Source organism: Roseovarius sp. JB2-10 (assembly GCF_055693585.1).
The window spans coordinates 2,807,265-2,819,590 of sequence record NZ_CM146337.1 but is presented as its reverse complement, the minus strand read 5'-3'; the positions used below and the strand labels follow the sequence as shown (position 1 = coordinate 2,819,590).

The following is a 12,326-nucleotide window of genomic DNA, read 5'->3' as shown; positions in this document are numbered from 1 at the left end:
TTCACTAAAATGGTTTCTGGAACTTTAACCTGAAATTCACAGAGTTCCTGCACGTTGAGGGACGCCCGTATCCATGGGCAAAACGTGTGGGGTAAAAATATGGGGAAAGTTGTGGAACCCAAATGGGTGACGGCGAAATCCGTTGCACCAAGTGCAAGAGCGGAACGCGAAGCCATTGCACGCATGACCGATCTCAAGTTGATTCATTGGTTCGTCATCCTGTTGTCTTTGATTTTGACAACCGGGGCATGGTATTTCACCAGCTTGCAGGTCACGCGGCAGGCCGAAACCCGGTTTGATCGTTATTCAGACCAGGTTGTGGATTTGACGATCGATAGAATGCGTCACTACGAAGATGCGTTGAGCTCGGCCGTCGCCACCATTCAGGCGTCCGGCGGCGCGATGACCCATGACCAATGGGTGGAATTCAGCAACGCCCTGGAGCTTGACGCGAAATATCCCGGGATTAACGGTATCGGCGTAATCCTGAAAGTACCGCGTGCGGAGTTGGGCGCCTACCTCGCCGAACAACGCCAAAACCGCCCTGATTTCAATGTGCATCCTGCGCATGATTTTGACACGCTCTTTCCCATCACCTTTATCGAACCTGCTGATATCAATGCCGAGGCCGTCGGACTGGACATGGCGCATGAAACGAACCGCCGAAAAGCGGCTCTGCGGTCCCGCGACACCGGCGCGCCACAGATCACCGGGCCGATAACGCTGGTTCAGGATGCCATGCGTACGCCCGGATTTTTGTTCTATATGCCGTATTACTCGACCCGGTCCGTCAATGTAGCCGAACGGCGTGAGAATTTTGTGGGCATGGTCTATGCGCCCTTCGTTTTCAAAAAGCTTATCAATGGCGTGTTGGGACAAGACAACCGGCAGGTCCAGTTTTCCGTGCGTGACGGTGATACGCCACTCTACGACGAGCGCCGGCACTCGGAAGCAGTGGATTCTGAATATCTGAAGGTCAGAAAAGCAAACATTTTTGGCCGCACATGGACTTTCGAAATATGGGAAACACCTGAATTCCTAGCGGCCAACCGGAGCAATGAACCGGTGTTGATCCTGCTCGGCGGGCTGATCATCGACGGGCTTTTGTTGAGTATTTTCATACTGATGACCCAGTCCAACCGCCGCGCGTTGCGTTTTGCCGACAGTATGGCGCGCGAGGCGACAAACCGGGCAGAGTGTTTGCAACGGTCGAACGAGGATCTGGAACGTTTTGCCTATGTAGCCTCCCATGACCTCAAAACACCTCTGCGCGGGATCGGATTTTTGTCCGAATGCATCCGGGACAATATTGATACGATGCCGCCACAGGTTCAGGACGAAGAGATACGCGAAAACTTGTCATTGCTGGATGAACAGGTCCATCGCATGGAATCCCTGATCACCGGTATACTGGCCTATTCCAGCATTCAGCCCAATGCCGTGTCGCCCAAGGTTATCGACACAAATCGCATGATCACATCGATGTGCGTGGCCGCCGGTCTGCAACCCGACCAATTTACCATTCTGGGCGCACCGGTTCAGATTGAGACGGATGCGGTGCGGTTGGAGCAGGTTTTGCAGAACCTCATCACCAATGCGAAAAAGCACCATGATCGGCCAGAAGAAATCGCTGTCAAAATTACGGTGGAAGACACCGGCGATAGGCTGATCTTTTCCGTCGCGGATAACGGCCCCGGGATCGACCGCCGGTTCCACAATCGCATCTTCGGCATGTTCCAGACGCTGCATGCCAACAGGAATGTAGAAAACACCGGTGTCGGGCTGGCAATCGTTTTGAAGATTGTGCAGCTCTACAAAGGACAGGTTCTGCTTAAAAGTGACCCCGGACAAGGCAGCACGTTTGTCTTTGACTGGCCCAAGGACATTCAGGCAGAGGCGCCTGTTTCGCTTGCAGCATGACGACGTTCGATTTCAATACGCTGAGCCTGTTGCATGTGGATGACAATGAACTTGACGCCCGCGCCCTTGCCCGCGCCCTCAAGAAATCGCGCCTGTCTTTCCCCTTGCTCTGGGCGAAGAACGGGCTGGAAGGGCTTGATTTGCTGCGGAAAACCTTGTCAGGACCGCAGCCTTTGCGGCAGATTGTTGTCTTGCTGGACATCAACATGCCCTGCATGAACGGGATCGAATTTTTGTCAGAGCTTCGGCATGATCCCGAAATCGCGCATACGCCTGTTGTTGTCCTGACCACATCGGACAATCCGGCCGACATCCGCGCGGCCTATGCCCATAACATAACCGGCTACATCGTGAAGCCGGTGGGGGCCACGCCCTTGGCGGAAAAGATGGAAGTTCTGGTTGATTACTTGTCAATTGTCGAGCTGCCCCGGGCCGTTTAAACGGAACGGCAGCGGTCTACCCGCCTGCGCACTTGGCGCATAACAAAGCACGATCTAAGCGTCGCCTATGACCGGATCATTGCCGCCAACCGCATTCCCTCTTGACCCGACCGTCAACCATGTCAAAACCCAAAGGCATGGGAACAGCTACGTTAACAATTGATTTGAACGCTCTGGTCGCAAACTGGCGGGCGTTGGACAAAATCTGCACAGCAGAGACGGCCGCAGTTGTCAAAGCAGATGCCTATGGTCTGGGCGCGGACCGTGTCGGGCGCGCTCTGGCCCGTGCCGGCGCAAGGACGTTTTTCGTGGCCGCCGCCGAAGAAGGCGCTGCCCTGCGTCAGGCGCTTGGCCCCGACCCTGTGATCAACGTATTTTCCGGCCATATGCGCGGCGACACGGATATGATCAGCGATATGGCTCTGACGCCCATGATCAATTCCATGGATCAGCTCGTGCGCCATGTCGAAGCCCTGCCCGGCCATTCCTTTGGCGTTCAGCTTGATAGCGGCATGAACCGGCTTGGCATGGAACCCACGGAATGGGCCGCGGTTCGCGACATCGCTTTGAAGCAAAACCCAACCGTTGTGATGAGCCACCTGGCCTGCGCCGATGAACCGGGTCATTCCATGAACGACCTACAGCTCAAAACCTTCATGCAAATGACCGACGGGATGGACGTGGCGCGCAGCCTTGCCAACACTGGGGCAGTTTTGCTGGATCAAAGCTATCACTTTGATCTTGCCCGGCCCGGGATTGGCCTTTACGGCGGCCTGCCTTTTGCCGATGCGGCCCCGGTGGCGCATTTGAGCGTGCCCGTCATTCAATGCCGTGATGTGGATATCGGCGAAACCGTTGGCTACGGGAACGCCTTTGTTGCGGAACGCCCCAGCCGGATTGCAACCATCGCAGCAGGATATGCCGATGGTATCATCCGCGCGATGGGCCCCAATGCCGCCGTCTACCACGACGACCAAAGATGCCCAATGGCGGGCCGGGTTTCGATGGATATGATTGGCGTCGACATCACCGATCTGGACGATCCCAACCCAAAAATGCTTGATCTTTTGAGCCCGCATCAACGTGTCGATACGCTCGCGGAGGCGGCGGGAACCATCGGATATGAAATTCTGACCTCGATGGGCGCGCGATATCATCGGCGCTATATCGGCGGATGACCTGGCTTTTCGCATTTCTCGCGGCCATTGGACGCCCTTTAACCCACGGCCTGGGCACCCTTGGGCGTCTCACAATTTTTGCGGGCCAAACGCTCAGCCATATGGTTCGCCCGCCGATTTACTTTAAAGAAATACTACAAAGCCTTTTGAATGTTGGATATTTTAGCCTTCCCGTTGTGGGGCTAACAGCCATATTTACGGGCGGTGCATTGGCATTGCAAATCTATTCCGGTGGTGCACGTTTCAATGCCGAAGCGGTTGTGCCGCAGATTGTCGCCATTGGCATGGTGCGCGAATTGGGGCCCGTTCTTGTCGGTCTGATGATCGCTGCGCGCGTGACCTCTTCTATCGCCGCGGAAATTGCGACAATGAAAGTGACCGAACAAATCGACGCGCTGGTTACGCTTTCAACCCACCCCATGAAGTACCTGACCGTGCCCCGTGTATTGGCCGGACTGATCATGGTGCCACTTCTGGTCGGCATAGGTGACATCATTGGCATTCTGGGTGGATACATCGTGGGCACGAAATCACTGGGGTTCAATCCCGCGGCCTACCTCCAGAACACCGTCAATTTCGTTGAAGCGCGCGATATCATCTCATCCCTGATCAAAGGGGCGGCATTTGGCTTCATCGCGACCCTTCTGGGCTGCTATCACGGCATGAACACCGGACGCGGCGCCCAAGGTGTGGGCCGCGCCACCAAAAGCGCCGTTGAAAGCGCAGCGATCCTGATCCTTGCCGCCAATTTCATTCTCACCAGCATCCTGTTTTCGCTATGATCGAACTCTCGAACGTCCATAAAGCATTTGGCAGCAACAAGGTGCTGCGGGGGGTCAATCTGAACATCCCCAAATCAACCTCGATGGTTGTCATCGGCGGATCGGGCACCGGGAAATCCATTTGTCTGAAAAGCATTCTGGGCCTCGTGACACCCGACAGCGGCACCATCACGCTGGACGGTGAAGATGTGACCAAAGCGGAGCGGGATAGTTTTCTGGCGCGGTTCGGAATGCTTTTTCAGGGCGGCGCGTTGTTCGACAGCTTGCCCGTCTGGCAGAACGTGGCGTTCCGGTTGCTGCGCGGATCGCTCAAACGCCCCAAGGATGAAGCCCGGGAGATTGCCGTCGAAAAGCTGCGCCGCGTTGGATTGAAGCCCGAGGTTGCAGACCTTTTTCCGGCGGAATTGTCAGGCGGCATGCAAAAACGTGTGGGTCTTGCGCGGGCCATTGCGGCTGAACCAGAGATCATCTTTTTCGACGAACCCACCACCGGGCTTGATCCGATCATGTCCGGCGTGATCAATGACCTGATCCGCGAGATTGTCGTTGAGATGGGCGCCACCGCCATGACCATCACCCATGACATGACATCGGTGCGCGCCATCGCGGACAATGTCGCCATGCTGCATGACGGGGTTATCCAATGGACGGGTCCCGTGGCCGATATGGATGCCAGTGGTGATCCCTATCTGGATCAGTTTATTCAGGGCAAAGCCGAAGGACCGATCGAAGCGGTCCGGTAAAACACACGCGCTTTTTAGGATCAGAGGGCTGCCGGGATTATGCCCCGACAGTCACCAGTACAATACTCAGAAACAAAATAATCGATATAAACCGCATACGTCCCCCCTCCTGCATTCAAATTAGCAATTTACCGGCTTTCTCAAAAGTCATGGATTCCTTACCTTTCAGGCTTTTTTCTGCTTAATGTTAAAAAGATTTACATTGCCTCTTGCAACACGCACGAACCATGCCAATCTTAGTGATGTGAAAGACATTCACATTCATGCAACGCAATCGTAAAGGACGCCACTCATGACCACCCTTGCCCAATCCCCTTCCGCATCTGGTTTCAGCGGGTGGGTCCGCAGGGCCGAAACCTGGCTGGACAACAAAGGAAAAGCGGGATGGATCGTCGCCATCGTTTTGTCCTTCATCCTCTTCTGGCCGCTCGGCCTCGCCCTTCTTGCCTATATGCTCTGGAGCAGAAAAATGTCTTATCTTTCGACCGGTATGTCATGCAGTCGCCGCGAACGGCACGCGTCTTCGGTGACGCGCCCAACGGGAAACGCGGCCTTTGATGCCTACAAATCCGAAACCCTGCGCCGCTTGCAGGAAGAGCAGGACAATTTCGAGGCTTTCCTGCAACGCCTGCGCGATGCCCGCGACAAGGCAGAATTTGATCAATTCATGGATGATCGTGCCAAAGCCGCGCGCGCCGATGATGATCGTGGCGAAGACCGCGACGAAAAAACCGCCTGATCGGCCCGGCCCGGGGTTCTCCCGGGCCCCCTGCCTTCCTATATCCATGACAGTGATGACTGACACTACCTGGCATATCCCGGATCCGCATTCGCAACCCGATTTTTACGCGGATGTTCCCACCAAGCGTCTGATCGCCTGGGGGATTGATACAGTTGTGGTGCTGGTGATGTGCCTTCTGATTGTCCCGTTTACGGCCTTTACCGGGCTGTTTTTCTTTCCAATGCTGTTTTTAACGGTCAGTTTTTTCTACCGTGTTGCGACCATTGCGCACAGTTCTGCCACCTGGGGCATGCGCCTGACAGCGATTGAATTTCGCACGCTGCAGGGCAACCGGTTTGATCTGCCGACAGCCTTGATGCATACGCTTGGATACAGTGTTTCATGGGCGATCACGCTCTTGCAAATCGTGTCAGTCGTGCTGATGGCCAGCAGCGCACGGGGTCAGGGATTGACGGATCATGTGCTGGGAACGGTCGCGCTGAACCGACGCGCGCGCAGCTAGGACGCACCGTCTCTTTACCGTGGGCGTCATTAGCGCTTGGCGTGTTCAGACTTCGTTGGTATCCTTTTGTTACGCCATCGATAAAGGTGACATGCGCCACACTCTGCCAATTGCGCCCCAATTCTACGTGACGGCCCCGCAGCCCTGTCCTTATCTCGAGGACCGGATGGAACGGAAATTGTTCACGGCCCTGCAAGGGGACGGGGCGCAACGCCTGAATGACGGCCTGTCGAAACAAGGGTTTCGCCGGTCGCAAAACGTGCTCTACCGTCCGTCCTGCGCTGATTGCGCGGCCTGTTTGTCTGCCCGCATATCGGTGGAAGATTTTACGCCGTCGAAAAGCCAGCGTCGGACCCTGAAACGCAACCTCAATCTCGAGCGCCGGGCCACATCACCCTGGGCCACGGATGAACAATACGAGTTGTTCCGGACCTATCTTGAGAGCCGCCACGCCACCGGCGGGATGGCGGACATGGATGCATTCGAATTTGCCGCCATGGTCGAGGAGACACCGATCCGCACCCGTGTCGTTGAATACGTGGACCGCGACAGCGGTGATCTGGTGGCGGTTTGCCTGACGGATGTTTTGGATGACGGCGTCAGCATGGTGTATTCGTTTTTCACACCGGATCGTCCGCGTGACAGCCTTGGCACCTACATCATTCTGGACCACCTGCAGATCGCGCGCGATGCCAACCTGCCCCATGTCTATCTGGGCTACTGGGTGCCGGGCAGTGACAAGATGGGCTACAAGGCCGGGTTTTCCGGATTGGAGCTTTATGTGAACGGCGAATGGGAGCGGATGCGCGACCCGGCGGATTATGACGCGCGGCGGCATCCGCTGAGCAATGACCCGATTGCCGAACAGGTGGCTGATATCGCACTGCCAGATGGACGGCCTCTGCGCCCTAGCCGCTAATCGCCTGATCCCGTTTTTCGAAGCGCTGCGCCAGCTGGTGCCCGAGGGCATTGGTTGGGCGCTCAACCAGCAGGTATGTCAGGACTGACAGCGCAATGGTGCCCCCGGAAACCATTGCGAATTTCAGCAGATGCGGCATCTCTACATAGGTCGTTCCCAGGATGCTCGTGGCCCCTATCACCACCAGAAGATGCCACAGATAGATGCTGTAGCTGATCGATCCAATCAAGACGAACGGCTTGGACCGCAGGAGCTGGAACTGTGTGTCCGAGCTCCGATAACAGGTGATGATCAACGCCGTGGCCAACGCCATCAACGGCGCTGAGAAGCCGGTTTTTGTCAGGAGGGCAAAGGCAAAAACCACATAGCCCACAAGGCACCACGGTCCCGGTGCAAAACCCGGCGCATCGCGTAGTTTGGCACGCATGTGGTGGCACCACGCGCCCAACAAGAAATACGCGCCATAAGTCAGGGGCATGAAATGGGCCGCGTGTTTTGGCAGCCAAAGCTCGGCCAATGCCCGCGTCACCCCTGATAACAGCAGCAGCACGAGACATGCCTTGATAAAGCTGCGTCGCTCCAGCCGGTAGGGCAGCAGAAAGGGCAAAACAGCGTACCAGAACACCTCTACCGGGATCGTCCATTCCACGCCGATCAGCGAATTGGCAACGCGGGCATCCCACGCGCTGAGAAACGTCAGATGCGCCAGCAGGTTATAGGCGTCCGCCTCGGTTCCATAGAGGTCCATGAAATAGGGTTTCACAATCGAACCCGTGGCAATCAGGACGAAAAACACCAGAATGGCCAGATAATAGAGCGGGGCAATCCGCATGAGACGCCGGATGAAATAGGGCTTGAACTCGCTGGCTTTGAGATAGGTTGCGGCAATGGTGTAGCCGGAGATCACAAAGAAGATCTGCACGCCGAATTTGCCATTGTCGCTGGCAATCTCACCGACCCATCCCAGACCGTCAAAGGCGCGGGTGTGTACGGCCACAACCATCAGCGCCGCAATTGCCCTGAGGCCAGTGATGAAATCCGTATCGCCATATTGCCTGAGCAGCATCGCACCTGTCCCCGTCCGGCGACAGACCCACCCTGCCCCGACCCTTCCCGCCTATTCAGACACACCTGAAACGTCAATGGGCGCGCAAAAGGATTTCACCGCACCAAGCAGCTTGTGCCAGGCAGGATCCTGCGGCAGCGGCACGTGATTGCGGCTGTCCAGCATCATGAAACGCGCATTCGGTATGGTGGCCGCGATCATCCTGCCCTGCTCAATTGGATGAATGGCATCGCCCGACGCATGCAACACCAAGGTGGGGGCTTGCACCTTGGGCAAATCCTCGGTCACCATAAAGCCATCGACGATCTGGCGCATTGTGGCCGCACTGTCAGGCGCGATGGAAGCGGATTGAATACGGGCAAAGCTCGCGATTTGTTCGGGCGTCGCATCGGGCATGAAGAGCGTGATGAATGCCGTGAAAAAAGCGCTTTCTGGCTGGCCCCATCCGGCGCGGATCAAGCCCAATATGGTTTCTTCATCAATGTTGCCCGGAGCTGATTCACGGAACCTGCGGCCAACCGCATAGCCCCCGTATAGCACCAGATGCGTGACCCGGTCGGGGAATTGCGCGGCAAACCGTATGGCCACGGGCACGGCTTGCGATGCGGCAAATATCGGAAAGCGCGCCAGACCCGCCGCATCTGCTACGGCTGTTAAATCTGCGACAAAATCATCAATGTTTGTGCGATCCAGGTCGCGGGTCGACAGGCCTGTTCCCCGTTGATCATACCGATGCACTGTAAACTCGTTGCCCAGAGACGTCAGAAACGGGTGCCAGACCGGACAATCCCAATCCAGTTCCAGATGCGACAGCCAATGACTGACCCGCATCAACGGTGGCCCGGACCCATTGGAGGCATAGGCGATCGCAGCGCCATCGGCGGATTGCAGGAACCGAACGGCAGAAGGTGCAGCCGAAGCCCCTGATGTCGGGACAGGCGCGGCCGCACCACGGCGGCGAACCTCAGACACAAAGCGAAACCCGCGTTTATGCACGGTTTGAATGACATTCTGGGTCCGGCCGTTGTCACCAACGGCTGTTCGGGCGGCATTTATGCGGGCGGAAATGGTCGAGATCCGAAACGGCCAACCCGTTCCACACATGTGCCACCAGATCTTCTTTGGTTACTGTATTGTCGGCGCGTTCCAGCAGGATTTCCAGAAGCGCAAAGACCTGCGGCTCCACGTGGACCAATGCCCCGTCCCGGCGCAATTCCTGCCGGTCGCTGTCCAAAATACAATCTGCGAAACAATAGATCATGGTTCAGCTAACCGGCTTTTACCCTGAAATTGCAACCATTCCTCAAGGTTGCGGGAAAATAACAAGCCAAAGGCAAGGCTTTCTAAAGACCGTCTTCAAGCGCGCGGATTGGTTCGGTGGTTGAATGAATGCAGAATTTGGAAGGATGAATGTCATGCCACATTACACAATTGACCCGCCAAAAATGCGCCGCGATGGGTCCGTCGATACCAGACACTACCTTGAAATCGGACACCGCATGCGCAGCGAACAGATGCATATGCTGTGCCGGGCCGTGTTCGGCAAAAAACGCGTCCGCCGATAACGCACAGCAGCGATCTCGTTTCCGATGCATGCCGGGCGCCTTTGGGCATGTTTGGAAGGTCCCGGGCCGCCGAAAAACCAAACGGTTTCTGCGGTGGCCCGGGGATGTTCGGATCAATTCGGGATCAGGTTTGGCACGATGGTTACGATGGCCGGGAAGAACCACAGGATGGCCAGTCCAACCACCTGGATCAACACGAACGGAAAGACGCCACGGTAGATGTGGCCCGTTGTGACCTCCTTGGGCGCGACCCCCCTGAGGTAGAAGAGTGCGAAGCCAAAGGGCGGTGTCAGGAACGAGGTCTGCAGGTTCACCGCGATCATGATCGTGACCCATTTCGGATCGTAGGTGCCGCCATAGATGACCGGGCCAACGATGGGGATCACGATGTAGATGATCTCGAGGAAGTCGAGCACGAACCCCAGCACAAAGAGTACCAGCATCACGATCAGGAAGACCTGAAACTCGCTATCAAAACTCTTCAGGAATTGCTGGATGTAATGCTCGCCCCCGAAAGAGATCACCACAAGGTTCAATAGCTGCGAACCAATCAGGATGGTAAACACCATCGAGGTGACTTTGGCGGTCTCCCGCACAATCGGGTTCAGAACCCCGCCGGCGAAAAGCACCCAACAGCTAAAGAGCAGACCAAAGAGCGCGAAGAGATAGGCGGCTTTGGCCACGGCGAAGGCAACCCAGGTTTCAAAGGTCACGCCGTCCACGTTGATCCGCAGATCAAAGTTCACACCCATCAGAATGGCGATGATGATGGCAAAGGTGGCGTAGATGATGAGCTTGCCCGACCGCTCCTGATCCCGCAATTTGCGGTAAGCGGCGAGCATGATCGCACCGCCCGCGCCCAGTGCCGCCGCGGGTGTGGGATTGGTGATCCCACCCAGGATCGACCCTAGAACCGCCACGATCAAAACCAGCGGTGGGAAGACCACACGGATCAGTTCATTCTCCGCCAGCCGTTTGGCGCCATGGCTACAGCCATAGAGCGTCAGACCCAGAGGGATTAGCAGCAAGAGAATGCTGGCACCCGGGCTAGTGGATGGGGCGATCAACAGGATATCGATCAGCAATCCCAGAACGATGCCCAAGGCGCCTATCAAGAGCGGCGCAGGTGTCGCGGAAGGTCGAACGCCGCGCGCCACGGCCAGAATAAGACCCAACAGCAGGAAGATCATCGCAACACCCGTGCCGATAGGTGCGGCAGCGGCTTCTTTCGCAATCACTGCTTCCGCCAGTTCTTCTTCGGTCAGTTTGACACTGGCCTGTGCGCCGCCCGCATCATCGATGGCAGTTTGCTCCGCAACGGCCTGGTCCCACGCTTCCTGACCGTGCAGTTCGATCATTGAGGCCTGACACTCGGCACCGACATTTGTGCGCAGCGAAGACGCTTCTCCCCGCGCCGAATAGCTATCGACGATGAGGCTTTGCGATCCCACGATGTTGACCATCGCCAAGAGGATCAGACCACCGATCATCGCCGCCGGAACGCCAAGGAACCATGTCAGCGCTTCACCCCGGGTGACAACTTCGCTGTTGCTCGACCCCATGGCGACGGCAGGTGCCTTTGACGGATTGAAAAGAGCGTAGCCGAAGGCATAGAGCGCATAGAGCAAGGCCAAGAGGATACCCGGCAACAACGCGGCCTGGAACAACGTCCCGACCGAGACAACCGCAGGCTCACCCAGATAGGTCAGCGCGTCGGTGCATCCCGCCTCAAGCGCTCGGTTTTCCTGCGCGACGGAATAGAGATCACCGGCAAGCGTGCCCAGAAGGACGATCACAATCGAGGGCGGAATGATCTGGCCCAAAGTACCAGACGCCGCGATCACGCCGGTGGCGATTTCGGGCGAATAATTATTGCGCAACATGGTGGGCAGGCTCAAGAGGCCCATGGTCACCACCGTGGCGCCAACGATACCGGTTGAGGCCGCGAGGAACGCGCCCACAACCACAACCGAAACGGCCAGACCGCCGGGCAGCGGGCCAAAGACGCGCGCCATAGTAGTCAGCAGATCATTGGCAATCTTTGAGCGTTCCAGCGTGATGCCCATCAGAACGAACATCAGAACCGCCAGCAGCGTTTCGATGGACTGCCCGGCCAGCACGCGTTCGTTCATGCGGTTGACGATGAAGGACACGTTACGGTCCAGCGCGGTTTCCCAGCCCTGCGGGAACACCGGTTGCTCAAGGCGCGGCAAATCCGGGTATCGGAAAACCGATATGGTTTCCGATTTAACCCCCGACGCGACAACGGCGTTGAACGCCTCGCTGCCCGTATCAATGGCCTGGTGGATCAGCAAACCCGCACTGTCGAGGGCTGCAATGATCGCAAATGAAATGATCCCGGCCCCGCCAATCGCGAAGGCCACGGGAAAGCCCGACAGAATCCCGCCAAAGAGGCAGAGAAAGACGATGATCAGGCCGATTTCGACGCCATCAAGTCCGAATAACATA

The 12,326-nt window shown here is 56.8% G+C and carries 13 protein-coding genes; 9 read left to right on the top strand and 4 right to left on the bottom strand.

Annotated elements, in window-relative coordinates; translation table 11 throughout:
* The first annotated feature begins 99 nt into the window (after positions 1–99).
* From ACZ1HJ_RS14160 to ACZ1HJ_RS14125, 8 genes are all read left to right on the top strand, one after another.
* Positions 100–1,920: a CHASE domain-containing protein gene (locus tag ACZ1HJ_RS14160; RefSeq protein WP_472719300.1), complete on the top strand. Its 1,821-nt coding sequence runs from the start codon at positions 100–102 to the stop codon at positions 1,918–1,920.
* The gene (locus tag ACZ1HJ_RS14155) at positions 1,917–2,360 is read left to right on the top strand and encodes a response regulator (protein WP_472719299.1); all 444 of its coding nucleotides are present in this window, start codon (positions 1,917–1,919) and stop codon (positions 2,358–2,360) included. Before ACZ1HJ_RS14160 ends, ACZ1HJ_RS14155 begins: the two co-directional genes overlap by 4 nt.
* Positions 2,361–2,497: 137 nt before the next feature.
* A complete protein-coding gene (gene alr / locus ACZ1HJ_RS14150; RefSeq protein WP_472722217.1) occupies positions 2,498–3,538 on the top strand; it encodes an alanine racemase in 1,041 nt (346 codons plus the stop codon).
* Entirely contained in the window at positions 3,535–4,320 is a 786-nt protein-coding gene (locus ACZ1HJ_RS14145) for an MlaE family ABC transporter permease (RefSeq protein ID WP_472719298.1), read from the top strand. The genes alr and ACZ1HJ_RS14145 overlap by 4 nt, the downstream gene beginning before the upstream one ends.
* Positions 4,317–5,063, top strand: a complete 747-nt coding sequence (locus ACZ1HJ_RS14140; protein ID WP_472719297.1) for an ABC transporter ATP-binding protein — start codon at positions 4,317–4,319, stop codon at positions 5,061–5,063. The genes ACZ1HJ_RS14145 and ACZ1HJ_RS14140 overlap by 4 nt, the downstream gene beginning before the upstream one ends.
* A gap of 292 nt (positions 5,064–5,355) precedes the next feature.
* Entirely contained in the window at positions 5,356–5,802 is a 447-nt protein-coding gene (locus ACZ1HJ_RS14135; RefSeq protein ID WP_472719296.1) for a DUF2852 domain-containing protein, read from the top strand.
* A 55-nt stretch (positions 5,803–5,857) separates the two neighbouring features.
* On the top strand, positions 5,858–6,307 hold the full coding sequence (locus tag ACZ1HJ_RS14130) for an RDD family protein (RefSeq protein ID WP_472719295.1): 450 nt from the start codon (positions 5,858–5,860) through the stop codon (positions 6,305–6,307).
* Positions 6,308–6,398: 91 nt separating this feature from the next.
* On the top strand, positions 6,399–7,226 hold the full coding sequence (locus tag ACZ1HJ_RS14125) for an arginyltransferase (protein WP_472719294.1): 828 nt from the start codon (positions 6,399–6,401) through the stop codon (positions 7,224–7,226).
* Here the strand turns inward: ACZ1HJ_RS14125 and ACZ1HJ_RS14120 are convergent.
* From ACZ1HJ_RS14120 to ACZ1HJ_RS14110, 3 genes are read right to left on the bottom strand one after another with little or no spacing between them, the layout of a single operon-like run.
* Complete coding sequence (locus ACZ1HJ_RS14120) at positions 7,216–8,292, bottom strand: acyltransferase family protein (protein WP_472719293.1); 1,077 nt, start codon at positions 8,290–8,292, stop codon at positions 7,216–7,218. The two genes, ACZ1HJ_RS14125 and ACZ1HJ_RS14120, sit on opposite strands and share 11 nt — an antisense overlap.
* Before the next feature lie 51 nt (positions 8,293–8,343).
* Positions 8,344–9,264: an alpha/beta fold hydrolase gene (locus tag ACZ1HJ_RS14115; RefSeq protein WP_472719292.1), complete on the bottom strand. Its 921-nt coding sequence runs from the start codon at positions 9,262–9,264 to the stop codon at positions 8,344–8,346.
* A gap of 55 nt (positions 9,265–9,319) precedes the next feature.
* On the bottom strand, positions 9,320–9,553 hold the full coding sequence (locus ACZ1HJ_RS14110) for a winged helix-turn-helix domain-containing protein (RefSeq protein WP_472719291.1): 234 nt from the start codon (positions 9,551–9,553) through the stop codon (positions 9,320–9,322).
* A 154-nt stretch (positions 9,554–9,707) separates the two neighbouring features.
* Here ACZ1HJ_RS14110 and ACZ1HJ_RS14105 point away from each other — a divergent pair, with 154 nt between their 5' ends.
* Positions 9,708–9,857 (top strand): hypothetical protein, encoded by a 150-nt coding sequence (locus tag ACZ1HJ_RS14105; protein WP_472719290.1) that lies wholly within the window; start codon positions 9,708–9,710, stop codon positions 9,855–9,857.
* A gap of 113 nt (positions 9,858–9,970) precedes the next feature.
* Here the strand turns inward: ACZ1HJ_RS14105 and ACZ1HJ_RS14100 are convergent, their stop codons facing one another.
* Entirely contained in the window at positions 9,971–12,325 is a 2,355-nt protein-coding gene (locus tag ACZ1HJ_RS14100) for a TRAP transporter large permease (RefSeq protein ID WP_472719289.1), read from the bottom strand.
* Between the last annotated feature and the right edge of the window lies 1 nt (position 12,326).